This is a genomic window from Variovorax sp. UC122_21 (genome assembly GCF_044056785.1).
Classification (GTDB): Bacteria; Pseudomonadota; Gammaproteobacteria; order Burkholderiales; family Burkholderiaceae_C; genus Variovorax.
In genome coordinates, this window is sequence record NZ_CP172004.1 from 3,331,629 (window position 1) to 3,357,994 (window position 26,366).

Here is a 26,366-nt window from a genome sequence, read left to right on the forward strand (position 1 = left end):
GTGGCGCCCGCCCTCAGGCCAGTTGCGCGGCGGCCACCAGTTTCTGCGTGTAGGGGTGTTCGGGCGCGTCGAGCACCCGGTCGACCGGGCCCGATTCGAGGATGGCCCCGTCCTTCATGACGATGACCTGGTGCGCCATGGCGCGGATCACCTCCACGTCGTGCGTGATCAGCAGATAGCTCAGCCCGCGTTCGCGCTGCAGCCGCTGCAGCAGCCCCAGCACCTGCTTCTGGATCGTGACGTCGAGCGCGCTGGTGGGCTCGTCGAGCACCAGCAGGCGCGGATCGACGATCAGCGCGCGCGCGATCGCCAGCCGCTGCCGCTGGCCGCCCGAGAACTCGTGCGGATAGCGGTCGAGCAGCGCCGGGAACTGCGCCTCGGTGAGCCCGACGTCGGCCAGCGCCTGCAGCGCGCGCGCGCGACGGTCGGACGCCTTGAGCTCGGGCGCATGCACCAGCAGGCCCTCGCCGACGATCTGCTCGACGGTCATGCGCGGCGAGAGCGAGGAGAACGGGTCCTGGAACACCACCTGCATCGCGCGCCGCAGCGCGAGATCGGACGCCTGGCCCTGCCCCCAGCCCTGCCCCTCGACCTCGAGCGCGCCCTGGAAGCGCAGCAGCCCCAGCGCGGCGAGCGCCAGGGTCGACTTGCCCGAGCCCGACTCGCCGACCACGCCCAGGGTTTCGCCGGGCGCGATGCGGAAATCGGCGCCCTGCACCGCCACGAACTCGCCCTTGCCGAACCAGCCAGCGAACCCGGGCTTGGGCACCGGGTAGCTCACCCGCAAGCCCGTGGCCGAGAGGATCGGCGCCGCGTCGGGGCGTGCCGGCGCAGGCGTCACGTCCCGTGTGGGATGGCTGTCGATCAGCTTGCGCGTGTAGGGATGCTGCGGCGCCTCGAACACGCCCGCGACCGGGCCGTGCTCGACGATGTGGCCCTGCTCCATCACCGCGACGCGGTCGGCGAAGTGCCGCACCAGGTTCAGGTCGTGGGTGATCAACAGCACCGCCATGCCGTACTTGCGCTGCAGCTCGGCCAGCAGCGCGAGGATCTGGGCGCGCACCGTCACGTCGAGCGCGGTGGTCGGTTCGTCGGCCAGCAGCAGGCGCGGCCGGCAGGCCAGCGCCATGGCGATCATGGCGCGCTGGCGCTGGCCGCCCGAGAGCTGGTGCGGCACGCGCGCGCGCGCGCCGCGCCGGCTCGGGAATGCCGGTGTCGGCGAGCAGCTGCACCGCGGCCTCCTGCGCGGCGCGCGCCGGCAGGCCCTCGTGCAGCTCCAGCACCTCGGCGATCTGGTCGCCCACGCTGTAGAGCGCGTTGAGCGCGGTCATCGGCTCCTGGAAGATCATCGCGATCTCCTTGCCGCGGATGCCGCGCAGCTCGCGCTCGGGGGATCGACAGCAGGTCGCGCCCGTCCCGCGCGTGCTCGGCATCGAAGAGGCGCGACGAACCCGAGAGCTCGGCGTTCTGCACCAGCCGCAAGAGCGACAGCGCGGTGACGGTCTTGCCCGAGCCCGACTCGCCCACCAGCGCGAACTTCTCGCCGGCCGCGATCTGGAAATCGACGCCGTGCACCACCGGCTTGCCGCCGAAGGCCACGCGCAGGCCGCGCACGTCGAGCAGCGGCGCGCCGGCCGCGAGGGAGGATTCGCCCGGCTTCACTTGTCGGCCTTCCGTGGATCGAGGGCGTCGCGCAGCGCGTCGCCCATGAAGGTCAGCAGCATCAGGGTGAACACCAGCACGCCGAAGGTGGACATCGAGATCCACCAGGCGTCGATGTTCGCCTTGCCCTGGTTGAGCAGTTCGCCCAGCGAGGGCGTGCCTGGCGGCACGCCGAGCCCGAGGAAGTCGAGCGAGGTCAGCGCGAGGATCGCCGCACTCATGCGGAACGGCAGGAAGGTGACGACCGGCACCATGCTGTTGGGCAGGATGTGGCGCCGCATGATCTGCAGGTTGCTCACGCCGAGCGCGCGCGCGGCGCGTACGTAGTCCATCTGGCGGTTGCGCAGGAACTCGGCACGCACGTAGTCGGCCAGCGACATCCAGCCGAACAGGCTCAGCAGCACCAGCAGCAGCAGCACGCTGGGCGTGAAGATGGCGCTGAAGATGATCAGCAGGTAGAGCTCGGGCATCGAACCCCAGATCTCGAGGAGCCGCTGCAGGAACAGGTCGGTCTTGCCCGCGAAGAAACCCTGGATCGCGCCGATGGCGATGCCCAGCACCACGCCCACCGCCGTGAGCGCCAGCGCGAACAGCACGCTGACGCGAAAGCCGTAGATCAGCTGCGCCAGCAGGTCGCGCCCGCGGTCGTCGGTGCCCAGCAGGTTCTCGCCCGAGGGCGCGGCCGGATTGGGCTGCTTGGCGAAGTAGTTGAGCGTGCGCGGGCCGTAAGGATTGGGCGCGTAGAGCGCCCAGTTGGCGCCGGCCGTGATGCGGTCGCGGATGAAGGGATCGAGGTAGTCGGCCGGCGTCTCGAAGTCGCCGCCGAAAGTCTTCTCGGAGTAGTCGCGCAGCACCGGGAAGTAGGTCTGGCCCTCGTAGCGCACCACCAGCGGCTTGTCGGTGGACAGCAGCTCGGCGAACAGGCTCAGCACCACCAGCACGGAGAAGAGGACCAGGCTCCAGAAGCCCAGCGGATTGCGGCGGAAACGGCGCCAGGCGCGCCGGCCGGGGCTGTCCGATTTGGCCGGCGGACGCGGCGCGGCGGGAGTGGGCATCGATTCAGTCAAACTTCACCCTCGGATCGACCCAGACGTAGCAGAGATCGGAAATCAGCTTGGTCACCAGCCCGATCAGCGTGAACAGGTAGAGCGTGCCCAGCACCACCGGGTAGTCGCGCCGGATCACGCTCTCGTAGCTCAGCAGGCCCAGGCCATCGAGCGTGAACAGCGTCTCGATCAGCAGCGAGCCGGTGAAGAAGGCGCCGATGAAGGCGGCCGGAAAGCCCGTGATGATCGGGATCAGGGCGTTGCGGAACACGTGCTTCCAGAGCACCTGCCGCTCGGCGAGGCCCTTGGCGCGCGCGGTCAGCACGTACTGCTTGCGGATTTCCTCGAGGAAGGAGTTCTTGGTCAGCATCGCCGTCACGGCGAAGCTGCCGATCACCATGGCCGTGACCGGCAGCGCGATGTGCCAGAGGTAGTCGACGATGCGCGCGCCCCAGCTCAGGCTCTCCCAGTTCGGCGAGGTGAGGCCGCGCAGCGGGAACCACTGCAGCTGGCCGCCGAAGATCACCAGCAGCGCCACGCCGAGCACGAAGCCCGGGATGGCATAGCCCACGAGCACGATCAGCGTGGTGAGGAAGTCGAAGCGCGAGCCGGCGCGCACCGCCTTGGCCACGCCCAGCGGCACCGCGATCAGGTAGCTGATGAAGAAGGTCCACAGGCCCAGGCTGATCGAGACCGGCATCTTCTCCTTGACCAGTTCCCACACGTCCTTGCGCTGGTAGAAGCTGGTGCCGAGGTCGAAGCGCGCGAAGGACTTGAGCATGGTCCACAGGCGTTCGTGGGCCGGCTTGTCGAAGCCGTAGAGCTTCTTGATCTCCTCGATGCGCTGCGGATCGAGGCCCTGGCGGCCGCGGTAGCCGGCACCGCTGCTCGCGGCCCGCTCGCCGCCCGAATCGCGTCCCTGCAATTGCGCCACCATCTGCTCGACCGGACCGCCCGGCACGAACTGGATCACGCCGAAGGTGATGATCAGCACGCCCAGGAGCGTGGGGATCATCAGCAGCAGTCGCTTGAGGATGTAGCTGGCCATGCGGTTGTCGTGCTCCGGATCTCTTCTGGTGCGGCGGGCGCTACTTGTTGGCCGGCGAGGCCCACCACGTCGCGAGGGCCCAGTCGCCCACATCGTAGTACGGCGGAACGGTCGGCGGCAGCACCACGCCGGCCGGGCGGTAGCCGACCAGGAAGGCGCTGCCGTAGTACATCGGGATCGAGTAATAGCCGGCCGACAGCACGCGGTCGAGCACGCGCAAGGCGGTGGTGAGCTCGGGGCGCGTGGTGGCCGACACCACCTTGCCGACGATGGCGTCGACCGCTGGATCGGCGATGCCCCAGTAGTTGGAGGAGCCCGGCGTCTCGGCCGACTTCGAGCCGAACAGCTCGAACAGTTCGCCGCCCGGCGCGCTGTTGCCCGGCAGCCGCATCGAGGTCATGTCGAAGTCGTAGTTCTGCATGCGCTGCTGCGAGAGCGAGAAGTCGACGGTGCGAAAGCTCATCTCGATGCCCAGCTTCTTGAGCGCGGTCTGCAGCGGCGTGGCCACGCGGATCAGCGAGGGCTGGTCGTTGAGGAACTCGATGGTGAAGGCCTCGTTCTTCGCGTTGCGCAGCGCGCCGTCGCGGTAGGTCCAGCCGGCCCCGGCCAAGAGCGCCCTCGCCTTGCGCAGGTTCTCGCGCAGGCTGCCGGGCGGATCGGTGCTCGCGGGCACCGGCGCGGGCCCGAACACCTCGGGCCGGAGCTTGGCGCGCAGCGGTTCCATCAGCGCCAGCTCGTCGGGCCCGGGCAGGCCGTCGGCATGGAAGTCGCTGTTCGGGAAGTAGCCCTGCACGCGCGTGTAGATGCCGTAGAACAGCTGGCGGTTGAGCCACTCGAAGTCCATCGCGAGGCCGATGGCCTGGCGCACGCGCACGTCCTTGAACTTGTCGCGGCGCGTGTTGAAGATGTAGCCCTGGAAGTCGCCGGGGTTGTGGTTCTCGAAACCGCGCTTGGTGATCTCGCCGCTGTCGAACTGCTTGCCCTTGTACTGGCGCGCCCAGTTGCGCGAGACGAACTCGCGCATGAAGTCGAACTCGCCGGCCTTCAGGCCCTCGAAGCGCGCGGTCTCGTCGAGGTAGACCTTGTAGGCAATGCGGTCGAAGTTGAACAGGCCCTTGCGCACCGGCAGCTCGGCGCCCCAGTAGTCGGCGCGGCGCACGTAGGTGATGTCGCGGCCCAGCCGGTCGCTCGCGGGCTTGTAGGGGCCCGAGGCGATCGGCACCTCGGTCACGATCTGGTCGAAGGGCTTGCCGCCGCCCCATTTGCGGCTGAACACCGCCATGCTGCCGACCACCAGCGGCAGCTCGCGGTTCGGGCTCGCGAAGTCGAAGCGCACCGTGCGCTCGCCGAGCGCGCTTGCCTTCTTGACCTCGGCATAGATGGTCTTGAACTGCGGCGCCGCGAGCGGGCCGATCAGGGTCTGGAACGAATGGACCACGTCGGCCGCCAGCACCGGCGAGCCGTCGTTGAAGCGGGCCTTGGGGTTGAGCCTGAAGGTGGCCGAGAGCCGATCGGGCGCCACGTCGATGTCTTCGGCCAGCAGGCCGTAGGCGGTGGTCGGCTCCTCGGAGTTGCCGGTCATCAGGCTCTCGAACATCAGCTGGCCGAGGCCCGAGGGCCCGGTGCCCTTGAGCGTGAACGGGTTGAACTTGTCGAAATTGGTGGGCCGGGTCGGCGGCACCAGCCTGAATTCACCGCCCTTGGGGGCGTTGGGATTCACGTAGTCGAAATGCGTGAAACCCGGCGCGTACTTGATGTCGCCGAATTGCGCGTACGCATGGGCGGCCCACGAAGGGGCCGCCGAGAGCGCCAAACCGAACCAGAGCAGCCAACCTCGCATGCGAGAATTCTGCCCCGAGATTTTCACGAGGCAACTCCATGGGCTTTCTTTCCGGCAAAAAACTCCTGATCACCGGCGTGCTGAGCAACCGCTCGATCGCCTACGGCATCGCCAAGGCCTGCCACGAACAGGGTGCCGAGCTCGCCTTCAGCTATGTCGGCGAGCGCTTCAAGGACCGCATCACCGAGTTCGCGGCCGACTTCGGCTCGAAGCTGATCTTCGACTGCGACGTCGGCGACGACGCCCAGATCGAGAAGCTGTTCGCCGACCTGTCGCAGGTCTGGCCGAAGTTCGACGGCTTCGTGCACAGCATCGGCTTCGCGCCGCGCGAGGCGATCGCGGGCGACTTCCTCGAGGGCCTGTCGCGCGAGGGTTTCCGCATCGCGCACGACATCAGCGCCTACAGCTTCCCGGCGATGGCCAAGGCGGCCCAGCCCTACCTCAACGACAAGTCGGCCCTGCTCACGCTGACCTACCTGGGCGCCGAGCGCGCGCTGCCCAACTACAACACCATGGGCCTGGCCAAGGCTTCGCTCGAGGCCTCGGTGCGCTACACGGCGGCCTCGCTGGGCCCGAAGGGCGTGCGCGTCAACGGCATCAGCGCCGGCCCGATCAAGACGCTCGCGGCCAGCGGCATCAAGGGCTTCGGCAAGATGCTCGGCGCCGTGGCCGAGGCCTCGCCGATCCGCCGCAACGTGACGATCGAGGAAGTCGGCAACGTGGCGGCCTTCCTGCTGAGCGACCTCGCCAGCGGCGTGACGGCCGAGATCACCTATGTCGACGGCGGCTTCAGCAACGTCGTCGGCGGCATGGCCGAGTAAGCGGCACCACGGCTCCCGGACGCGTTCTCGCGCCCGTCGGACGGCGATGCGCGCCGGTCGCGCAGCGCTTGCCTCGCCATGGAACTTCGGCCTCAAATGGGCATCCATCGGTCGTTTCCAGCTACTCATTTCATAGCACCCGTGCTCCATCGACGTTCCCTGCTGCTCGCCACCCTGGGGTTGGCGCTGACCTTGCCGGCGCTCGCCGGCGCGCCCGCGCTGATGCTGGCCGAGGTCTACAGGCCGGGCATGTCGCTGGCCGACTACTGGGTCAGCGAGAAGTACGACGGCGTGCGCGCGTACTGGGACGGGCGCCAGCTCTTCACGCGCGGCGGCGAGCGCATCCTGGCGCCGGCCTGGTTCACCGCGGCACTGCCCAGGCAGCCGCTTGACGGCGAGCTCTGGGCCGGCCGCGGGCGCTTCGCGCATGCGGTGTCGACGGTGCGCAGCCAGACGCCCAACGACGTCGCCTGGCACGAGATGAAGTTCATGGTGTTCGACCTGCCGGCCCAGGGCGGCGACTTCACGGCCCGCCTCGGCGTGCTGCGCCGGCTGCTGCCGATCACCGACGCGCCCTGGGTGGTCGCGGTGCCGCAGGAGCGCGCCACCACGGCCGAGGCGCTGCAGGCGCTGCTCGACAAGACCGTGAAGATGGGCGGCGAAGGCCTGATGCTGCACCGCGGCGCCTCGCTCTACCGCGCCGAGCGCAACAACGACCTGCTCAAGGTCAAGACGCACGATGACGCCGAAGCCCGCGTGGTCGGCCACGTGCCGGGCAAGGGCAAACACGCCCATCGGCTCGGCGCGCTGCTCGTCGAAATGCCCGGTGGCCAGCGCTTCAAGCTGGGCACCGGCCTGAGCGATGCCGAACGCGAGCAGCCGCCCGCGATCGGCAGCTGGGTCACCTACCGCTACAACGGGCTCACGGCCGGCGGGCTGCCGCGCTTCGCACGCTTCATGCGCGTGCGCGAGGACGGCTGAGCCGCCCCTCCCGCCCTGCCCGCTTCGCGCCGCGGCGCTCAGGCGCTCTTTCGCACGCAGTCGGCGTAGTAGCGCTTCTTGCCCGTCTCGTCGACGCGCGCCACCAGGCCGTGGATGTCGGTCTCGAAGCCCGGGCACTGCGTGTTGAACTCGCGCGAGAACTTCAGGTAGTCGACGATCTTCTTGTTGAAGACCTCGCCCGGGATCAAGAGCGGAATGCCCGGCGGGTACGGCGTGATCAGGCTGGTGGTGATGCGGCCCTCGAGCTCGTCGATCTCCACGCGCTCGGTCTTGCGGTGCGCGATGTGCGCGAAGGCGTCGCTGGGCTTCATCGCCGGCGTGAGGTCGCTCAGGTACATCTCGGTCGTCAGGCGGGCCACGTCGTAGCGCGCGTAGAGCTGGTGGATGTGCTGGCACAGGTCGCGCAGGCCGAGGCGCTCGTAGCCGGAATGCTGCTGGCAGAACTCCGGCATGATCCGCCACATCGGCTGGTTGCGCGCGTAGTCGTCCTTGAACTGCTGCAGCGCCGTCAGCAGCGTGTTCCAGCGGCCCTTGGTGATGCCGATGGTGAACATGATGAAGAAGCTGTAGAGGCCGGTCTTCTCGACGATCACACCGTGCTCGGCCAGGAACTTGGTCACCACGCTGGCGGGAATGCCGCTGTCGGCGAAGTTGCCCTCGAGGTCCAGGCCCGGCGTCACGATGGTCGACTTGATCGGGTCGAGCATGTTGAAACCGTCGACCAGTTCGCCGAAGCCGTGCCAGTTGCGCGGCGACTTCTTCGAGCGGCTCTTGCCGTTCTTCTCGCCGTGCATGATCCAGTCGTCCGGGACGCCGATGCCCTCGTCCACGAGCTTCTCGGGGCCCCAGACCTTGAACCACCACTCGTCCTTGCCGAACTCCTCCTCGACCTTGCGCATGGCGCGGCGGAAGTCGAGCGCCTCGAGGATGCTCTCCTCCACCAGCGCGGTGCCGCCGGGCGGCTCCATCATCGCGGCGGCCACGTCGCAGCTCGCGATGATCGCGTACTGCGGGCTGGTCGACGAGTGCATCAGGTAGGCCTCGTTGAACAGGTCGCGGTCGAGCTGGCGGTTCTGCGAGTCCTGCACCAGCACGTGGCTGGCCTGGCTGATGCCGGCCAGCAGCTTGTGCGTGGACTGGGTCGCGAACACCAGCGACTCCTTCGGCCGCACACGGCGCTTGCCCATCGCGTGGTAGGAGCCGTAGAACGGGTGGAAGGCGGCGTGCGGCAGCCAGGCTTCGTCGAAGTGCAGCGTGTCGACGTAGCCGTCGAGCGTGTTCTTGATGGTCTCGGTGTTGTAGATCACGCCGTCGTAGGTCGACTGCGTGAGCGTCATCACGCGCGGCTTGACCTTGTTGGCGTCGACGTCGGACAGCAGCGGGTTGGCCTTGATCTTGGCCTTGATCGCCTCGGGCTCGAACTCGCTCTTGGGGATCGGGCCGATGATGCCGAAGTGGTTGCGCGTGGGCTTCATGAACACGGGGATCGCGCCCGTCATGATGATCGCGTGCAGGATCGACTTGTGGCAGTTGCGGTCCACCACCACCACGTCGTCGGGCGCCACCGTGTGGTGCCACACCATCTTGTTGCTGGTGCTGGTGCCGTTGGTCACGAAGAAGCAGTGGTCGGCATTGAAGATGCGCGCCGCGTTGCGCTCGCTGGCCGCCACCGGGCCGGTGTGGTCGAGCAGCTCGCCCAGTTCCTCCACCGCGTTGCAGACGTCGGCACGCAGCATGTTCTCGCCGAAGAACTGGTGGAACATCTGGCCCACCGGGCTCTTGAGGAAGGCGACGCCGCCCGAGTGGCCCGGGCAGTGCCACGAGTAGGAACCGTCTTCCGCGTAATCGATCAGCGCCTTAAAGAAAGGAGGCTGTACGCTCTCGAGGTAGCTCTTGGCCTCGCGGATGATGTGGCGCGCCACGAATTCGGGGGTGTCCTCGAACATGTGGATGAAGCCGTGCAGCTCGCGCAGGATGTCGTTCGGGATATGGCGCGAGGTCTTGGTCTCGCCATAGATGTAGATCGGCACGTCGGCGTTCTTGCGCCGCACTTCGCCGATGAAATTGCGCAAGTTCAGCACCGCCGGATCCAGGTCGGGACCGACCGTGAATTCCTCGTCGTCGATCGACAGGATGAAGGCGCTGGCACGGCTTTGCTGCTGAGCGAACTGGCTCAGGTCGCCGTAGCTCGTGACGCCCAGCACCTCGAAGCCTTCCGTCTCGATGGCCTGCGCGAGCGCGCGGATACCGAGGCCCGAGGTGTTCTCGGAGCGGAAGTCCTCGTCGATGATGACGATGGGAAAGCGGAATTTCATGGGGCGGAGCTCCGGACAGGCAATGAGGCGCGAAGTGTACGGAATTCAGATGAAGAATTCGCCCACGCGCCGAATGTCCGCCGAATGCCGTCGCGACACGCTTTTCGCCGCCGCGCCGGGGAGCCCCCACAAAGTGCAGGCGAGTCCGGGGCCTCGCGAGCGCATGCCTCAGAATGGCGTCGCCTGAAACAAAACACAGAGGAGATGTCATGGCGAATTCCACGATCTGGTGGTTGATCGCTGGCGCGGCAATCGTGGTCGAACTCCTGTCCGGCACGGTCTACCTGCTGCTGCTGGCCGGCGGGTTCGCCGCCGCGGCGATCTCCGCCCACCTGGGCTTCGGTACCGTCACGCAGTTGCTGGTGGCCGCCGTCGTCGGCGTGGTGGCGGTGCTGACCTGGTACTCGATCCAGCGCAAGCGCCCGCCGCCCCCTCCCACCGAAGCCAACCGCGACCTCAATCTCGACATCGGCGAGAGCGTGCAGGTCGAGGCCTGGAACCCCGACGGCACCGCCACCGTGCGCTACCGCGGCGCGCAGTGGACCGTCGTGCAGCGCGCGGGCCATGCGCCCTCCACCGGCGAACACCGCGTGGTCGAGGTCGTCGGCAGCCGGCTGGTGGTCGACAAGGTCTAGCTAGAACCCGAGAACGAAAGAGGAAAGGTACAGAGTCATGGAATATTCGGTCCCCATCATCATCCTGGTCATCGCGATCATCTTCATCAGCCAGTCGGTGAAGTTCGTGCCGCAGCAGAACGCCTGGGTGCGCGAGCGCCTGGGCAAGTACCACGGCACCATGACGCCCGGCCCCAACTTCCTGATCCCCTTCATCGACCGCGTGGCCTACAAGCACAGCCTGAAGGAAATCCCGCTCGACGTGCCGAGCCAGATCTGCATCACGCGCGACAACACGCAGCTGCAGGTCGACGGCATCCTCTACTTCCAGGTCACCGACCCGATGCGCGCGAGCTACGGCTCGTCGAACTACATCGTGGCCGTGACCCAGCTCGCCCAGACCTCGCTGCGCAGCGTGATCGGCAAGCTGGAGCTCGACAAGACCTTCGAGGAACGCGACGTCATCAATGCCCAGGTGGTCGCGGCCATCGACGAGGCCGCGCTCAACTGGGCGTGAAGGTGCTGCGCTACGAGATCAAGGACCTGACGCCGCCGAAGGAAATCCTGCAGGCCATGCAGCGCCAGATCACGGCCGAACGCGAGAAGCGCGCGCTGATCGCGGCCTCCGAGGGCCGGCGCCAGGAGCAGATCAACATCGCCACCGGCGAACGCGAGGCCTTCATCGCGCGCTCCGAGGGCGAGAAGCAGGCCCAGATCAACAACGCCCAGGGCGAGGCGGCCGCGATCACCGCGGTGGCCACGGCGACGGCCGACGCCATCGAGCGCGTGGCCGCTGCCATCCAGCAACCGGGCGGCGAGCAGGCGGTGCAGCTCAAGGTCGCCGAACGCGCGGTCGATGCCTACGGCAAGGTCGCGGCCGATTCCAAGACCACGCTGATCGTGCCGAGCAACATGACCGAGACCGCGGCACTGATCGCCTCGGCCATGCGCATGGTGCAGGCCGGCAAATCCTCGGGCCCGACGGCCTGAGGCTTTCCGGAAACGGGCCCGGCGACTGCTACAATCGTGGGCTTCGGAGCGGTGGATGAGCGGTTTAAGTCGCACGCCTGGAAAGCGTGTGAGGGTTAATAGCCCTCCGCGGGTTCGAATCCCGCCTGCTCCGCCAGAGAGTCTTTGTTCGCAACCGTTCGCGAACATGCAAATAGCCCGAGTTGCCTTTGGCACTTGGGCTTTTTTGTGGGCGCCCGTTGCTTGCGCGCGACTGGCGTACGATCAGCAGGTACTCAGTTCCCAGGAGGCGCCGCATGGCAGGACACCCCAGCACCAAGCCGCTCGGCATCACGTCGCTCGATCGCACGCTCGAGAAAACCGAGCAGGTCGCCGCCGACGTGCAGAAGGCCTCCGACAATCTCGCGGTGGTCAACACCGTGCTCGAGCAGGAGCTGCCCGAGGAGGTGCAGGTGGGCGACGTGGCACTGGCCATCGCGCACACCAGCCAGCTCGAGGAGAAGCTCGCGCAGTCGGCCGAGCAGCTCGCCGAGGTCAACGCAGCCCTCAGCGAGGAGATCGAGAAGCGCATCGAGGCCACGGCCCAGCGCGACGAGAGCGTGGCCCGCGCGAAGAAGCTCGAACAGGCCGCCGGCACGGGCAAGCGCGCGAGCGACTGACGCCATGGCACCCGGCGATGCCCGAGTGCCATGGACATCGTATGAAATAGGGACACGCCGCGTTTCTCCGTCTCCTTTCTCCTACGCAGCAAGCGCGCGCGGCACGCTACGCTATTGGTTCTCACACCCTAACCGTGGCATGGCCCTCATCACGTTCCTCGTCGAGGACAACAAGACCATCAGGGACAACCTGGTTCCGGCACTCGAGGACCTCGTGAATGCCCAAGTCGTTGGCTTTGCCGAAACCGAATCCGAAGCGCTGGCATGGCTGCGCGACCATCCGGCCGCGTGGGAACTGCTGATCGTCGATCTGTTCCTCAAGGAAGGCTCGGGCCTGGGCGTGCTCGCGGGCTGCAAGGAACGCCGTCCCGGCCAGCGCGCGGTGGTGCTGAGCAACTACGTGACGGCCGACATCCGCGCGCGCTGCGAAACGCTCGGCGCCGACGCGGTGTTCGACAAGTCGCGCGACCTCGATGCCTTCATCGAGTACTGCAACACCGACCGCCCCTCGGGACTCGCGCCGCTCTGAGATCGCGGGCGTTCCCCGCCCTTCCCTTCGTCCCCTGACGTTTCGAGCGCTCATGAAAAAAGGGCCCGAAGGCCCTTTCTCTTTGGAACGCGGATCGCAGCCGATCAGCGCACCACGGCGATCTGCGTACGCTGGCCACCCTTGTAGGTGTAGAGCGTCAGCGCGCCGTTCTTGATGTCGCCCTTCTCGTCGAAGGCGATCGGGCCGGTCACGCCCTTGTACTGGATCTTGCCGACTTCGGGCAGGTACTTCTCGGGGTCGGACGAACCGGCCTTGACCATGGCTTCGGCCAGCACGTTGACCGCGTCGTAGACGTACGGTGCGTAGATCTGGACGTCGACGCCGTTCTTGGTCTTGAACTTGGCCTTGAAGTCTTCCAGCGGTTGCTTGAAGTCGCCGTCCACGCCGCCGGCTTCCGCGCACACCACCATGTCTTCGCCGATGGCATCGCCAGCGAGCTTCGGCAGTTCGCCGGTGCACAGGCCGTCGCCGCCCATGAACTTGACGTTCAGGCCGAGCTGCTTGACCTGCTTGAGCATCGGGCCGCCGACGGCGTCCATGCCGCCGAAGAACAGCACGTCGGGCTTGGCCGACTTGAGCTTGGTCAGGATGGCGTTGAAGTCGGTCGACTTGTCGGTGGTGAATTCGTGACCCACGATGGTGGCGCCGGCGGCCTTGGCCGACTTCTCGAATTCTTCGGCGACGCCCTGGCCGTAGGCCGTGCGGTCGTCGATCACGGCGATGTTCTTGCCCTTGAGCGTTTCGACCGCGTACTTGCCCAGCGTGCCGCCGAGTTGCGTGTCGTCAGCCACCACGCGGAAGGTGGTCTTGAAGCCCTGGCGGGTGTACTTGGGGTTCGTCGCCGACGGCGAGATCTGGGGGATGCCGGCGTCGCTGTAGAGCTTCGAGGCGGGGATGGTGGTGCCCGAGTTCAGGTGACCGACCACGCCGTTGACCTTGCTGTCGACCAGCTTCTGGGCCACGGCCGTGCCTTGCTTCGGATCGCCGGCGTCGTCTTCGGCGACCAGTTCGAACTTGGCGACCTTGTCGCCGATCTTCAGACCCTTGGCATTCAGTTCCTCGATCGCCATCTTGGCGCCGAACTCGTTGTCCTTGCCGAGGTGGGCAATGGGACCGCTGGTCGGAGCCACGTGGCCGATCTTCACGACCAGTGCATCGGCGGGAGGTGCAGCGGGTGCCGGGGCGGCCGCGGTGGGCGCCGGGGCAGCAGCGGGTGCCGCAGCTTCTTCTTTCTTGCCGCAAGCCACCAGCGTGAGTGCAGCCAGAGCGACCGCAGTCCATTTCAATTGCATGAGAACCTCCAGAACATGGATGATGAGATTGAGAAACCGGTCGTGTGATCCGGGCGCTCCTGACCTCGCAAGTTCCGCGCCGCAGACCCGGGCCACCCTAACCCTCCAGCTTTGGCCCACCCGACCTGGCGCGCAGTTTAGCTGAAGCTTCACCCCTCGAAAGTTGGCGTAGACCCTGGGTTTTCCGAGAGTTCGGCGGCCATTGCCTCGATCACCAACGCACGCAAAACGGCTTCGATTTCGCCACGCAAACGCGGCACCATCGCATCGAGTTGCTGCTGCACGGCGGCGGCCACGGTGTCACTCAAACGCTCCTCGAGCGAGAAGTCCACGCGCTGAAGAACACGGTGCAGCAACTGCTCCTCGAGCCGCACGATGTCGGCCTCGGAACGCTGCACCGCGGGCGGCAATGCAACGGCCTGGGCCGGGTCGGGCACGGCCGGCGCGGTGGCATCCGCGGCCGCGTTGTCGGCGAGTGGCGAATGCGCCGCGACCGGCTCGGCGGGCAGGTCGAGCACCGTCGTCAGGGTGGGAACGAAACGCGGCGGTGTGCGGGTCGGACTGGCCATCAGGATGCGCTCCTCGCGAAGTCGTGCGGCTGGATCGTGTAGCCGCGATCGGCGTAATGGCGCCAGCGCGCGCGGCCGATCTGGCGGTCGTCGGGCTCGTTGCTCACGATGTCGATCAGGCGCTCGTAGCGCTCGAAGCCCGCGGGCACCTGCGCACCGAGATTGACCAGCAGTTCGCGGTGCGGCAGCGCGGCCGACTCGGCGCCCTCGTCGGCCAGGATCACCGGCGAGCGCGAGAGCACATGGGCCGGCGCGTCGCCGCGGCAATGCGCGACGAACTCGGTCGGCGCGAGCTGCCAGAGCCCGGCATCGACCGCATCGAGCCACTGCGCCTCGCCGACCACCACCACGCGCATGCCGCGCGTGGCGACGGCCTTGCGCACGAGCCGGCAGGCGTAGCTGAGCTTGTCCGGCGCGTTGTAGTGAAAGCCGATCTCCGTCACTGCACCGAACGCGCCTTGCGGGCCGCCGCCTTGCTGTCGCCCTTGCCCTTGCCCTTGCCCTTGGCATTGCCGGCGCCGGCAGTCGCCGCGCCGTCCTGCGCGCGGCCCGTCAGGTACGAGACCAGCAGGCCGACCGGCCGGCCCGTCGAGCCCTTGGCCGCGCCGCTCTTCCACGCGGTACCCGCGATGTCCAGGTGCGCCCAGGCGAAGTCAGCCGTGAAGCGCTGCAGGAACTTGGCCGCGGTGATGGCACCGCCCGCGCGGCCCGCCACGTTGGCGACGTCGGCGAAGTTGGTCTTCAGCCCCTCGGCATATTCGTCGTCGAGCGGCAGGCGCCAGCAGCGGTCCTGCGAGCTTTCGCCCGCGGCCTCGAGTGCCGCGGCCAGCGCGTCGTCGCTCGAGAACAGGCCGCTGCGCACGCCGCCCAGGGCCACCACGCAGGCGCCCGTGAGCGTCGCGATGTCGATCACGGCGGCGGGGTCGAAGCGCTTCGCATAGGTCAGTGCGTCGCAGAGGATCAGCCGGCCCTCGGCATCGGTGTTGAGGATCTCGATGGTCTGGCCGCTCATGCTGGTGACCACGTCGCCGGGCTTGATGGCGCGGCCGTCGTTCATGTTCTCGCACGAGGGGATCAGGCCGATCACGTTGATCGCGGGCTGGATGCCGGCCAGTGCGCGGAAGGTGCCGAGCACGCTCGCGGCACCGCACATGTCGAACTTCATCTCGTCCATTTCGGCCGCCGGCTTGAGCGAGACGCCGCCGGTGTCGAAGGTGATGCCCTTGCCGACCAGCACCACGGGCGCCTGGTCCTTGGGTCCGCCCTGGTAGCGCAGCACGATGAAGCGCAGCGGCTCGGCCGAACCCTGGGCCACGGCGGCGAAGGCACCCATGCCGAGCTTGTCGACCTCCTTGGGACCGAGCACTTCGCACTTGATGCCGGGCAGCTTGCCCAGGCCCTTGGCGGCCTCGGCCAGCATGGTCGGCGTGGCGTGGTTGGCGGGGCGGTTGCCCCATTCCTTGGCGAACTCGATGCCCTCGACGGTGGCGCGCGCCTGCTCGAAGGCCGCGCCGACCGGGGCCGCGTCGGCCACGCCCACGGTCACCTGGCGGATGCTGCGCGGCTCGGCCTTGGACTTGGTGGCGGTGTAGACATAGCTGGCGTCGGCGGCCGCGAGGACGGCGCTCGCCACGGCCGCGGGCTCGGCCTCCTGGGCGAAGGCCAGCACCACGCGCTTGGGCGACTGGGCCTTGGCGGCGTTGACGGCGGCGATCACGCCGCTGCGTACCGAGGCCGGCTTGCCGTCGCCGATGGCCGCCAGCACCACGCGGGCGGCGGCCACGTCCTCGGGCCGGTACAGGGACAGCAGCTTGCCGGCCTTGTCGGGCAGGTCGCCGGCCTTGCGGGCGGCCGCGATCTGAACGGAGAGGGGGTCCTTGGACGCGAGCGGCGCGCTGCCCACGAGCACGATCAGGACGTCGGATTTTTCGGCCGCTGCGCGGGCGACGGTGAGGGTCTTGAGTTGAAAGTCCATAATCCTTTTTTTCCTCGAACGATGTTATTCCATTCTTCCCTACGCAAGGAGCTGTCCCGCAGCTTCGGAGCGACCCTCGTGGTCCTGGTCACCATCGTGATGACCATGATGCTCATCCGCACGCTCGGACTGGCCTCCAAGGGCAGCGTGAACCCGTCCGAAGTGTTCCTCGTCATGGCCTACACGGTGCTCGGCTACATGCCGACCATCCTGAGCCTGAGCCTGTTCATCGCCATCGTCGGCACCCTGTCGCGCATGTACCGCGACAGCGAGATGGTGATCTGGTTCTCCAGCGGCCGCGGGCTGTCCGACTTCGTGCAGCCGCTGTTCCGCTTCGCCTGGCCGGTGCTGCTGCTGATCGCCGCCATGGCGCTGATCGGCTGGCCCTGGGCCAACTCGCAGACCATGGGCATGCGCCAGCAGTACGAGCAGCGCGGCGACCTCGAGCGCGTGTCGCCCGGCGAATTCCGTGAGTCGGCCGGCCGGCTGCGCGTGTTCTTCATCGACAAGGACTCCGCCGACAGCGCCACCGCCACCAACGTCTTCATCTGGTCGATCGAGCGCAACCTGCAGATCACGACCTCGGCGCGCAGCGGCCGCATCGAGACGCTCGGCAATTCGCGCTACCTGATGCTGAGCAACGGCCAGCGCCTGGAGCGCCCGCTGCTGCCCGACAGCGGCCTGAAGATCAGCGAATTCGAGACCTACGGCACGCGCGCCGGCGGCAGCGCCGCGGGCTCCAGCGACGCCACGCCGCCACGCGCGCGCACCACGCTGTCGCTGCTGGGCGACTTCAACGCCAACGCGGCGCGCGGCGAACTCGCCTGGCGCGTGGGCATGCTGCTGGCGGCCATCAACTTCGTGCTGCTGGCGCTGGCCGTCTCCAGCGTCAACCCGCGCGTGGGCCGCAGCGGCAACCTGCTGTTCGCGCTGTTCGCCTTCGTCATCTACTACAACCTGCTGAACCTGGGCCAGAGCTGGATCAGTTCGGGCCGCTACGGCATGGGCGGCTTCATGCTGCTGCTGCACGGCGGCGTGGCGCTGATCGCCGTCTCGTGGCTCACGTTGCGCAACAACAACTGGGCGCGTCGCAAGAGCCGCGGCGGCCCCGGCGCCGGCCCCACGCCGCCCGCCACCACCGCCCGGCTGGAACCCACGCCATGAGAACCATCCGCCGCCTGATCTACGTCGAGGCGCTGAAGGCCGTGGCCTTCGTGACCCTCGGCTTCCTGAGCCTGTTCTTCTTCTTCGACTTCGTCGACGAGCTGCAGGCCGTGGGCCGCCCCGAAAGCCTGGCCTACGGGCCGGCGCAGGCGCTGCTCTACGTGACCTTGCTGCTGCCGAGCCATCTCTACGAGCTGCTGCCGATCACGGTGCTGATCGGCTGCATCTTCGTGATGGCGCGGCTCGCGCAGAGCTCCGAATACACCATCCTGCGCACCAGCGGCCTCGGCCCCTGGCGCGCGCTGCGCACGCTGCTGGTGCTCGGCCTGGGCTTCGTGGTGCTGACCTTCGCCGTCGGCGACTACCTCGCGCCGACCGCCGAGCGCGCAGCGCAGCTCGTGAAGTCGCGCTACCAGGGCACCTTCACCTTCGTCGGCAACACCGGCGCCTGGCTCAAGGAAAAGCAGGAGAAGTCGTCCTATGCCGTCAACGTGCTGTCGATCTCGCGCAACGGCGTGCTTAAGACCGCGCGCATCTTCGAGTTCGACGACAAGGGCTACCTGCGCAAGCAGATGACAGCGAACACGGCGCGCATCGAGCGCGGCTACTGGGTGCTGTCGGAGATCGAGCAGCAGGACTACGACACCCACGCGCCCGAGGGCAAGGCGCATGTCGGCACCACCCGGATGCTCGAGCTCAACTGGCCGACCTCGCTGACGGCCGAGATGGTGTCGGTGGCGCTGCTGCGGCCCGACCGCATGAGCACCATCGACCTGTTCGACTACATCCGCCACCTCGACGCCAACGGCCAGACCGCGCAGCGCTACGAGATCGAGTTCTGGCGCAAGGTGTTCTATCCACTGTCCTGCCTGGTGATGGTGGTGCTCGCCCTGCCCTTCGCCTACCTGCACTTCCGCCAGGCCGGCATCACGACCTACGTGTTCGGCGGCGTGATGATCGGCATCAGCTTCTTCCTGCTGAACAACGTGTTCGGCTACCTCGGCAACCTGAGCAACTGGTCGCCCTGGATCACGGCGGCGGCGCCAGGGCTCATCTACTCGGTGATGTCGCTGGCGGCCTTCAGCTGGCTGGTGCTCAGACGCTGATGGCCACGCCGACGGTCCAGGGCATCGTGCTGCTGGCGCATGGCTCGCGCGACGAGCGCTGGCGCCTGCCGATCGAGGCCGTGGCGGCACGGGTGCGGGCGCTGTCGCCCGCGGCGCTGGTGCGCTGCGCCTACCTCGAGCTGGCCGAGCCCGACCTGCGCACCGCGGCGGCCGCGCTGGCCGGCGAAGGTGCCACCGCGATCCGCGTGGTGCCGATGTTCCTCGGCATGGGCAAGCATGCGCGCGAGGACATCCCGCGCCAGTTCGATGCGCTGCGCGCCGAGTGGCCCGCGCTGGCCTTCACGCTCGGCCCCACCGTGGGGGAATCGCCGCAGGTGATCGATCTGCTGGCCCGAATTGCGGCGGAAATCTGAACATTCGGCAATTTCCATAGATTCCGAAGGCATAATAAATTCCGCAATAAGACGGAATTTGATATGAATCTGCACCAGTTCAAATTTGTTCAGGAAGCCGTGCGGCGCAATCTGAACCTGACCGAGGCCGCCAAGGCGCTGCACACTTCCCAGCCCGGGGTGTCGAAGGCGATCATCGAGCTCGAGGAAGAACTCGGCGTGGAAATCTTCGCGCGACACGGCAAGCGCCTCAAGCGCGTGACCGAGCCGGGCCAGCACGTGATCGCGAGCATCGAGCTGATCATGCGCGAGGTCGGCAACCTCAAGCGCATCGGCGAGCAGTTCAGCGCCCAGGACAGCGGCACGCTGTCCATCGCCACCACCCACACGCAGGCGCGCTACGTGTTGCCGGTGCCGGTGGCGAAGTTACGCGAGGCCTACCCCAAGGTCAACGTGAGCCTGCACCAGGGCTCGCCCGACCAGGTGGCACGCATGGTGATCGACGAGGTGGCCGAGATCGGCATCGCGACCGAATCGCTCGCCGACTACGCCGAGCTCGTGACCCTGCCGTGCTACGAATGGCAGCACGTGCTGGTGCTGCCCAAGGAACATCCGCTGGCCACCAAGGAGCGCATCTCGCTCGAGGACCTGGCCTCCGAACCGATCATCACCTACCACCCCTCGTTCACCGGCCGCACGCGCATCGACCATGCGTTCGCGCAGAAGAAGCTCGCGCCGCGCATCGCGCTCGAAGCCATCGACTCCGACGTGATCAAGACCTACGTGCGCCTCGGGCTCGGCGTGGGCATCGTGGCCGAGATGGCGGTGCGCGACGAATCGAACGCCGACCTCGTGGTGCGCCCCATGGGCCAGGTGTTCGGCCAGAACATCGCGCGCGTGGCCTTCAAGCGCAGCGCCTACCTGCGCAACTTCGTGTTCAAGTTCGCCGAGCTGCTGTCCGACCGGCTCGACCGCAACCTGATCGCCAAGGCCCTGAGCGGCCACCAGCAGGACTACGAACTCTGAGCGCCACCGAGGATCACGCGCTCGTCCCGACATCCCTCCCACGCATCCCACCATGAGCACCGCCCTTTCCCCCCGCACGCCCGCGATCGCGACCAAGCTGCCCGCCGTCGGCACCACCATCTTCACCGTGATGTCCGCGCTCGCGGCCGAGAAGAACGCGGTCAACCTGGGCCAGGGCTTCCCCGATTTCCACTGCGATCCGCAGTTGCTCGAGGACGTGACGGCCGCCATGGCCGCGGGCCACAACCAGTACCCGCCGATGCCGGGCATCCCCGCGCTGCGCGAGGCCATCGCCGCCAAGATCGAGGCGCTCTACGGCCACGTCTACAGCGCCGCGACCGAGATCACGGTGACCGCCGGCGCCACGCAGGCGATCATCACGGCCATCCTCGCGGTGGTGCGCGCGGGCGACGAGGTGATCGTGCTCGAGCCCTGCTACGACAGCTACGTGCCCAACATCGAGCTCGCGGGCGGCAGCGTGGTGCGCGTGCCGCTGGTGCCGGGCACCTTCCGCCCCGATTTCGACCGCATCGCCGCCGCTTTAAGCCCGCGCACGCGCGCGATCATCGTCAACACGCCGCACAACCCCAGCGCCACCGTGTGGACCGAGGCCGAGATGCGCCGGCTCGAGGAACTGCTCGCGCCCACCGAGGTGTTCGTGATCGCCGACGAGGTCTACGAGCACATGGTCTACGACGGCGCGCGCCACGAGAGCGTGGCCCGCTTCCCGGGCCTGGCGGCGCGCAGCTTCATCGTCAGCAGCTTCGGCAAGACCTACCACGTCACCGGCTGGAAGGTCGGCTTCGTGGCCGCGCCGGCGCCGCTGATGGCCGAGTTCCGCAAGGTGCACCAGTTCAACGTGTTCACCGTCAACACGCCGATGCAGCATGCGCTGGCGCGCTACATGGCCAACCCCGCGCCCTACCTCGAGCTGCCGGCCTTCTACCAGCGCAAGCGCGACCTGTTCGCCGCCGGCCTCGCCAGGACCCGCTTCAAGCTGCTGCGCAGCGAAGGCAGCTACTTCCAGTGCGTCGACATCTCGGCGGTCAGCGATCTCTCGGAGGCCGACTTCTGCCTCTGGCTCACGCGCGAGATCGGCGTGGCGGCGATCCCGCTGTCGGCCTTCTACGGCGACGGCTTCGACCAGCGCGTGGTGCGCTTCTGCTTCGCCAAGAAGGACGAGACGCTGGTCGCCGCGCTCGACCGGCTCGCCAAGCTCTGAGACGGGCGACCGCCTCCCGCGCCACGAGACCGCAAGCGATGCAGGCGCCCCGGCTCCTCCTCGGCGCGCTGGCGCTGTCCTTCCTCGCCGCCGGCATCGCCGACGCCTTCGTGCCGCTGCTGCCGGGCCGGCAGTACTCGGCCATCGACATGCTGCACATGCCGCTGATCACCGCACTGTGCTACGCCTGGTGCCGCGCCGACCTGCTCGCGCGCGGCCAGGTCCCTCGCGGGCGCATCGCGCTGTTCGCGGGCGTGTTCCCGCTGCTGGGCGTGCCGCTGTTCTTCCTGCGCACGCGGCCCTGGCGGCAGGCGCTGCTCGGGCTGCTGCGCACCGTGGGTTTCCTCGCCGCCTGCCTGCTGCTCGCGAGCCTGGGCGGCCTGCTCGGCGAATTCGCCGCGGGCGCATCGCACCGCGGCGGCTGAAGGAGAAACGACCATGGCGAATCCCCAACTGCGCACCCTGCAGAAGGTCTTCGGCGGCATCGCCGCGTCCCTGTTCGCGGTGGCGCTGCTCGTGGCGGCCCACACCGTCTACTTCATACGGTCGGCGGTGCACGCACAGGGCGAGGTGATCGAGCTGCTGCACGTGGAATCGGACGACGACGGCGACGGCACCTGGAAGCCGCGCGTGCGTTTCCGCACGGCCGCGGGCGAGACGATCGATTTCGAGTCCTCGGCCAGCAGCAACCCGCCCTCCTACGAGGTCGGCGAGGCGGTGCGGGTGCTGCATGCGCCCGGCGATCCGCGCAACGCGCGCATCGACAGCTTCTTCTCGCTGTGGGGCATGTCCATCGTCTTCGGTGCGATCGGCACGGCCTTCCTGGTGGTCGTGCTGGTGCTCGCCGTCGTCGTCGTCGCTACGCCGGCGCAGCCCACCCGGCGCGGGCGCCGACGCCCACGGTAGGACAGTCCTGACCGGCGAAGGCGCGGCTCTCTTGCGCTGCGCGCACCCCGGGGTCACGAGCATCGAGGCTCGATAACAACGTCCCTGGAGAAAACATGTCGCTCTCGTTCATTCTGCTGATCGTCCTGATCCTTCTGCTGATCGGCGCGCTGCCGAGCTGGGGCCACAGCCGTACCTGGGGCTACGGTCCCAGCGGCGGCCTGGGCCTGGTGCTCGTGATCGTGATCATCCTGGTGCTGATGGGCAGGATATGACGCGCGGGCGAGGCTGCACCCTGCCTCGCCCTTCATGACGAGGCGAAGGCCTCTTCGGACGAAGCCCGCGACAGCGGGCTTTTCTTTGGAACCTCGAAAGAACGCTCAGGCCTGCAACTGCGCCCAGGCCTTGTCGAGCCGCTTCACGCTCACCGGCTGCGGCGTGCGCAGTTCCTGCGCGAAGAAGCTCACGCGCAGTTCCTCGAGCAGCCAGCGGAACTCGAGCATGCGGTCGTCCACCACGCCCTTGCGCTCGGCCACCAGCCGCCAGTAGCGCTGTTCCTGCGGGCGCAGCTCGGCCAGCTTGGCGGTGTCGCGCGCCGGGTCGCCGCGCAGCTTGTCGAGCCGCAGCACGATGGCCTTGAGGTAGCGCGCGAAATGCTGCAGCTGCGTCCACGGCGCATCGGCGATGAAGCGCTTGCCGACCAGCTTCTGCAGCTGCTGCGCGGCGTCCTGCACCGACTCGGGCTGGATCTTCGTGTCCTTGATCTTGCGCGCGGCCGCGGCGTATTCGGCGAGGATCGTCGCGGCCAGCCGCGCGACCTCGTTGGCGATCAGCGTCAGCCGTCCGCGCCCCTCGTCGAGCCGCCGCTTGAACGCGAACTCGTCGGCCGGCAGCGGCTCCTGCAGGAAGGCGCGGTCGATCGCGATCTCGACGATCTGCGCGCGCAGCTCGTCGGCGGTGCCCAGCGGCATGTAGGCCACGGCCATCTTCTGCAGGTCGGGGATGTTCTTCTCGAGGTACTTGAGCGCGTCCTTCAGCTGCAGCGCGAACAGCCGGCGCAGACCCGCGCGATGTTTCGCGGCCGCGACCGCGGGCTCGTCGAAGACCTCGATCGTGACCGCGTCGCCCTCGTCGCGCAGCGCCGGGAAACCGACCAGCGACTGGGCGCCGCGGCGCACCTCCATCAGCTCGGGCAGTTCGCCGAAGCTCCAGGCGGTGTAGCGCTGGCCGGCCGGCAGCGCCGGGGTGGCGGGCGCGGGCGGTGCCGCCTCCTGGGCACGACGCGCGTCGGCGGGCGCCGCGGCCTTGGCGGGTTCGGCCGAGGCCTTCACGTTGAGTCCGGCGAGCGCCTGGAACGCGCCGCGCGCCTTCGCGCCGAGCTCGGCCTTGAGCGCGCCGAGGTTGCGCCCCATGCCGAGCTGGCGGCCGTGCTCGTCGACCACGCGCAGGTTCATGAACAGGTGCGGCGCCAGCATGTCGAGCTTGAAGTCGGCGCGCTTGACGTCGATGCTGGTCATGTCGCGCACGCGCTTGAGCAGCACATCGGTCAGCGAGCCGGTGCCGAACAGCTCGGGCTCCGACAGCGCCTCGGCTAGCTTCGCCGCCGACTCGGGCAGCGGCACCAACCGCGAGCGCGGACGCTGCGGCAGGCTCTTGAGCAGCGCCTGGATCTTGTCCTTGAGCATGCCCGTCACCAGCCACTCGCAGCGTTCCTCGCTGACCTGGTTGAGCACGAACAGCGGCACGCTGACCGTGAGGCCGTCCTTGGCATCGCCGGGCTCGTGCAGGTAGCTCGCGGCGCAGTCCACGCCGCCGAGTCGCAAGGTGGGCGGAACGATTGGGTGGTGATGCCGGCCGCCTGGTGGCGCATCAGCTCGTCGCGCGTGAGGAACAGCAGCCGCGGCTGCTCCTTCGAGGCCTGCCGATACCAGTTCTCGAAGCCGGTGCCGCTGGCGACGTCGGCCGGCAGTTGCGCGTCGTAGAAGGCGAAGATCAGTTCGTCGTCGACCAGCACGTCCTGCCGGCGCGACTTGTGCTCGAGGCCCTCGACCTCGCGCACCAGCTTGCGGTTGGCCGCGAGGAACGGGAAGCGGCTGTCCCACTGCCCGCCGACCAGCGCCTCGCGGATGAAGATCTCGCGCGCGGCGACCGGGTCGACGCGCGTGAAGTCGACGCGCCGGCCGCTGTAGACCACCAGGCCGTAGAGCGTGGCGCGCTCGAGCGCGGCCACCTGCGCGTTCTTCTTCTCCCAGTGCGGATCGAGCAGCTGCTTCTTCAGCAGATGCCCGCCCACCTGCTCGAGCCACTGCGGCTCGATGTTGGCGATGCCGCGGCCGAACAGCCGCGTGGTCTCGACCAGTTCGGCCGCCACGATCCAGCGCCCGGGCTTCTTCTTCAGGTGCGCGCCGGGATGCTTGTAGAACTTGATGCCGCGCGCGCCGAGGTAGGCCTCGTCGTCCTCGAGCTTCCAGCCGATGTTGCCGAGCAGGCCCGCCAGCATCGACAGGTGCAGCGGCTCGTAGCCCGCGGGCTCGGCGTTGATGCGCCACTTGTGCTCGGTGACCACCGTGAGCAGCTGCGAGTGGATGTCGCGCCATTCGCGCACGCGACGCACGTTGACGAAGTTCTGGCGCAGCAGCTGCTCGTACTGGCGGTTGCTGAGCTTGTGGCTGTCGCCATGGCCGCCGCGCGCGTCGGCGATCCACTTCCACAGCCGCAGGTAGCCGCTGAACTCGCTCTTCTCGTCGTCGAACTTCGAATGCGCCTGGTCGGCCTGCTGCTGCGCTTCCATCGGGCGGTCGCGCACGTCCTGCACGCTGAGCGCCGAGGCGATCACCAGCACCTCCTCGAGCGCGCCGCGCGAACGGGCTTCCAGGATCATGCGGCCCACGCGCGGGTCGAGCGGCAGCTTGGCGAGCTCGGCGCCGGTGGCGGTCAGCTCGTTGGCATCGTCGACCGCGCCGAGCTCGTTGAGCAACTGGTAGCCGTCGGCGATGGCGCGCGGCGACGGCGCCTCGAGGAACGGAAAGCGCGACACGTCGCCCAGGCGCAGCGACTTCATGCGCAGGATCACGCCCGCGAGCGACGAACGCAGGATCTCGGGATCGGTGAAGCGCGGCCGGCCCTCGAAGTCCTTCTCGTCGTAGAGGCGGATGCAGATACCGTTGGCCACGCGGCCGCAGCGGCCCGCGCGCTGGTTGGCGGCGGCCTGGCTGATCGGCTCGACCAGCAGCTGCTCGACCTTGCTGCGGAAGCTGTAGCGCTTCACGCGCGCCGTGCCCGTGTCGATCACGTAGCGGATGCCCGGCACGGTGAGCGAGGTCTCGGCCACGTTGGTGGCCAGCACGATGCGCCGGCCGGTGTGGCCGTCGAAGATGCGGTCCTGCTCGGCCTGCGACAGCCGCGCGAACAGCGGCAGCACCTCGGCGTTGCGATACAGCGGCTGGTGCGTGAGATGGCGGCGCAGGTGGTCGGCGGCCTCGCGGATCTCGCGCTCGCCGGGCAGGAAGACCAGGATGTCGCCCGCATGGTGCGGATCGCGCCAGAGCTCGTCGACGCCGTCGGCGATGGCGTCGTTGAGGTCGTGTTCGCGCGATTCCTCGAACGGCCGGTAGCGCTGCTCCACCGGGAAGGTGCGGCCCGAGACGAACACCGTGGGCGCCGGCCCCTTGGCCGAGGCGAAATGCTGCGCGAAGCGGTCGGCGTCGATGGTCGCCGAGGTCACGATCACCTTGAGGTCGGGCCGGCGCGGCAGGATCTCGCGCAGGTAGCCGAGCAGGAAGTCGATGTTCAGCGAGCGCTCGTGGGCCTCGTCGATGATGATGGTGTCGTAGGCCTTGAGCAGCGGATCGGTCTGCGTCTCGGCCAGCAGGATGCCGTCGGTCATCAGCTTGACCGACGCATCGCGCGACAGGCGGTCCTGGAAGCGCACCTTGAAGCCGACCACGTCGCCCAGCGGCGTCTTCAGTTCCTCCGCGATGCGCTTGGCCACCGAGCTCGCGGCGATGCGGCGCGGCTGCGTGTGGCCGATCAGGCGACCCTTGCCGGGCTCGGCATTGAGCTTGCCGCGGCCCAGTGCCAGCGCGATCTTCGGCAGCTGCGTGGTCTTGCCCGAGCCGGTCTCGCCGCAGACGATCACCACCTGGTGCGCCTGGATGGCGGCCATGATCTCCTCGCGCCGGGCCGAGACCGGCAGCGATTCGGGAAAGTCGATGCGAAGGGGGGAAGTCGTCGTGGTCGTCAAGGGAG

21 protein-coding genes, 1 tRNA gene and 3 pseudogenes are annotated in these 26,366 nt (G+C 68.1%); 15 read left to right on the forward strand and 10 right to left on the reverse strand.

Annotated elements, in window-relative coordinates:
- Positions 1 to 13: 13 nt before the first annotated feature.
- The 4 genes and pseudogenes from ACHMXE_RS28020 to ACHMXE_RS28035 all read right to left on the reverse strand — a co-directional run bounded on the left by ACHMXE_RS28020 (position 14) and on the right by ACHMXE_RS28035 (position 5,596).
- Positions 14 to 1,662, reverse strand: a pseudogene (locus ACHMXE_RS28020) (ABC transporter ATP-binding protein).
- The gene (locus ACHMXE_RS28025; protein ID WP_395347494.1) at positions 1,659 to 2,717 is read right to left on the reverse strand and encodes an ABC transporter permease; all 1,059 of its coding nucleotides are present in this window, start codon (positions 2,715 to 2,717) and stop codon (positions 1,659 to 1,661) included. Before ACHMXE_RS28025 ends, ACHMXE_RS28020 begins: the two are co-directional and overlap by 4 nt.
- A gap of 4 nt (positions 2,718 to 2,721) precedes the next feature.
- A complete protein-coding gene (locus ACHMXE_RS28030) occupies positions 2,722 to 3,756 on the reverse strand; it encodes a microcin C ABC transporter permease YejB (RefSeq protein WP_203205952.1) in 1,035 nt (344 codons plus the stop codon).
- Positions 3,757 to 3,796: 40 nt separating this feature from the next.
- Positions 3,797 to 5,596 carry an extracellular solute-binding protein gene (locus ACHMXE_RS28035; RefSeq protein WP_395347497.1) on the reverse strand — a complete coding sequence of 600 codons (1,800 nt, stop codon included), beginning with the start codon at positions 5,594 to 5,596 and terminating at the stop codon, positions 3,797 to 3,799.
- A 38-nt stretch (positions 5,597 to 5,634) separates the two neighbouring features.
- On the opposite strand from ACHMXE_RS28035, the gene fabI reads away from it, so the two are divergent.
- Together fabI and ACHMXE_RS28045 are read left to right on the forward strand one after the other, a co-directional pair.
- Positions 5,635 to 6,417, forward strand: coding sequence for an enoyl-ACP reductase FabI (gene fabI / locus ACHMXE_RS28040; RefSeq protein WP_395347498.1), 783 nt, complete (start codon positions 5,635 to 5,637; stop codon positions 6,415 to 6,417).
- A gap of 141 nt (positions 6,418 to 6,558) precedes the next feature.
- Positions 6,559 to 7,398 (forward strand): DNA ligase, encoded by an 840-nt coding sequence (locus ACHMXE_RS28045; RefSeq protein ID WP_395347499.1) that lies wholly within the window; start codon positions 6,559 to 6,561, stop codon positions 7,396 to 7,398.
- A 38-nt stretch (positions 7,399 to 7,436) separates the two neighbouring features.
- Here ACHMXE_RS28045 and ACHMXE_RS28050 read toward each other — a convergent pair whose 3' ends face one another.
- Positions 7,437 to 9,734, reverse strand: a complete 2,298-nt coding sequence (locus ACHMXE_RS28050) for an Orn/Lys/Arg decarboxylase N-terminal domain-containing protein (protein ID WP_395347500.1) — start codon at positions 9,732 to 9,734, stop codon at positions 7,437 to 7,439.
- Positions 9,735 to 9,943: 209 nt separating this feature from the next.
- On the opposite strand from ACHMXE_RS28050, the gene ACHMXE_RS28055 reads away from it, so the two are divergent.
- The 5 genes and pseudogenes from ACHMXE_RS28055 to ACHMXE_RS28075 all read left to right on the forward strand — a co-directional run bounded on the left by ACHMXE_RS28055 (position 9,944) and on the right by ACHMXE_RS28075 (position 12,505).
- Complete coding sequence (locus tag ACHMXE_RS28055; RefSeq protein ID WP_203205947.1) at positions 9,944 to 10,369, forward strand: NfeD family protein; 426 nt, start codon at positions 9,944 to 9,946, stop codon at positions 10,367 to 10,369.
- A gap of 37 nt (positions 10,370 to 10,406) precedes the next feature.
- Positions 10,407 to 11,338 (forward strand): annotated as a pseudogene (locus ACHMXE_RS28060) (SPFH domain-containing protein).
- A gap of 45 nt (positions 11,339 to 11,383) precedes the next feature.
- Positions 11,384 to 11,474, forward strand: a tRNA-Ser gene (locus ACHMXE_RS28065).
- Between the two features lie 139 nt (positions 11,475 to 11,613).
- Complete coding sequence (locus ACHMXE_RS28070) at positions 11,614 to 11,976, forward strand: hypothetical protein (RefSeq protein WP_203205946.1); 363 nt, start codon at positions 11,614 to 11,616, stop codon at positions 11,974 to 11,976.
- Between the two features lie 139 nt (positions 11,977 to 12,115).
- Positions 12,116 to 12,505 (forward strand): response regulator, encoded by a 390-nt coding sequence (locus ACHMXE_RS28075; RefSeq protein WP_203205945.1) that lies wholly within the window; start codon positions 12,116 to 12,118, stop codon positions 12,503 to 12,505.
- Between the two features lie 104 nt (positions 12,506 to 12,609).
- Here ACHMXE_RS28075 and ACHMXE_RS28080 read toward each other — a convergent pair whose 3' ends face one another.
- The 4 genes from ACHMXE_RS28080 to ACHMXE_RS28095 all read right to left on the reverse strand — a co-directional run bounded on the left by ACHMXE_RS28080 (position 12,610) and on the right by ACHMXE_RS28095 (position 16,362).
- Positions 12,610 to 13,818, reverse strand: coding sequence for a branched-chain amino acid ABC transporter substrate-binding protein (locus ACHMXE_RS28080; protein WP_203205944.1), 1,209 nt, complete (start codon positions 13,816 to 13,818; stop codon positions 12,610 to 12,612).
- A gap of 149 nt (positions 13,819 to 13,967) precedes the next feature.
- Positions 13,968 to 14,387: a hypothetical protein gene (locus tag ACHMXE_RS28085; protein ID WP_209544993.1), complete on the reverse strand. Its 420-nt coding sequence runs from the start codon at positions 14,385 to 14,387 to the stop codon at positions 13,968 to 13,970.
- The gene (locus tag ACHMXE_RS28090) at positions 14,387 to 14,830 is read right to left on the reverse strand and encodes a DNA polymerase III subunit chi (RefSeq protein ID WP_395347503.1); all 444 of its coding nucleotides are present in this window, start codon (positions 14,828 to 14,830) and stop codon (positions 14,387 to 14,389) included. Before ACHMXE_RS28090 ends, ACHMXE_RS28085 begins: the two co-directional genes overlap by 1 nt.
- Entirely contained in the window at positions 14,827 to 16,362 is a 1,536-nt protein-coding gene (locus ACHMXE_RS28095; RefSeq protein ID WP_395347505.1) for a leucyl aminopeptidase, read from the reverse strand. Before ACHMXE_RS28095 ends, ACHMXE_RS28090 begins: the two co-directional genes overlap by 4 nt.
- A 21-nt stretch (positions 16,363 to 16,383) precedes the next feature.
- Between ACHMXE_RS28095 and lptF the strand changes: the two genes are divergently transcribed.
- The 8 genes from lptF (at position 16,384) to ACHMXE_RS28135 (ending at position 22,393) form a co-directional block, all read left to right on the forward strand.
- Positions 16,384 to 17,526 carry an LPS export ABC transporter permease LptF gene (lptF, locus tag ACHMXE_RS28100; RefSeq protein WP_203205940.1) on the forward strand — a complete coding sequence of 381 codons (1,143 nt, stop codon included), beginning with the start codon at positions 16,384 to 16,386 and terminating at the stop codon, positions 17,524 to 17,526.
- The gene (gene lptG, locus ACHMXE_RS28105; RefSeq protein ID WP_203205939.1) at positions 17,523 to 18,632 is read left to right on the forward strand and encodes an LPS export ABC transporter permease LptG; all 1,110 of its coding nucleotides are present in this window, start codon (positions 17,523 to 17,525) and stop codon (positions 18,630 to 18,632) included. The genes lptF and lptG overlap by 4 nt, the downstream gene beginning before the upstream one ends.
- Positions 18,632 to 19,006, forward strand: a complete 375-nt coding sequence (locus tag ACHMXE_RS28110) for a sirohydrochlorin chelatase (protein ID WP_203205938.1) — start codon at positions 18,632 to 18,634, stop codon at positions 19,004 to 19,006. Before lptG ends, ACHMXE_RS28110 begins: the two co-directional genes overlap by 1 nt.
- Positions 19,007 to 19,069: 63 nt before the next feature.
- Positions 19,070 to 20,011: a CysB family HTH-type transcriptional regulator gene (locus tag ACHMXE_RS28115; RefSeq protein WP_203205937.1), complete on the forward strand. Its 942-nt coding sequence runs from the start codon at positions 19,070 to 19,072 to the stop codon at positions 20,009 to 20,011.
- 52 nt (positions 20,012 to 20,063) lie between these two features.
- Complete coding sequence (locus ACHMXE_RS28120) at positions 20,064 to 21,233, forward strand: pyridoxal phosphate-dependent aminotransferase (RefSeq protein WP_395347507.1); 1,170 nt, start codon at positions 20,064 to 20,066, stop codon at positions 21,231 to 21,233.
- Between the two features lie 38 nt (positions 21,234 to 21,271).
- On the forward strand, positions 21,272 to 21,658 hold the full coding sequence (locus ACHMXE_RS28125) for a rard protein (protein ID WP_395347509.1): 387 nt from the start codon (positions 21,272 to 21,274) through the stop codon (positions 21,656 to 21,658).
- Between the two features lie 13 nt (positions 21,659 to 21,671).
- Positions 21,672 to 22,139, forward strand: a complete 468-nt coding sequence (locus ACHMXE_RS28130) for a DUF3592 domain-containing protein (protein ID WP_395347510.1) — start codon at positions 21,672 to 21,674, stop codon at positions 22,137 to 22,139.
- 95 nt (positions 22,140 to 22,234) lie between these two features.
- Positions 22,235 to 22,393 carry a DUF3309 family protein gene (locus ACHMXE_RS28135; RefSeq protein WP_082321553.1) on the forward strand — a complete coding sequence of 53 codons (159 nt, stop codon included), beginning with the start codon at positions 22,235 to 22,237 and terminating at the stop codon, positions 22,391 to 22,393.
- Positions 22,394 to 22,498: 105 nt separating this feature from the next.
- Here ACHMXE_RS28135 and hrpA read toward each other — a convergent pair.
- Positions 22,499 to 26,283, reverse strand: a pseudogene (hrpA, locus tag ACHMXE_RS28140) (ATP-dependent RNA helicase HrpA).
- Between the last annotated feature and the right edge of the window lie 83 nt (positions 26,284 to 26,366).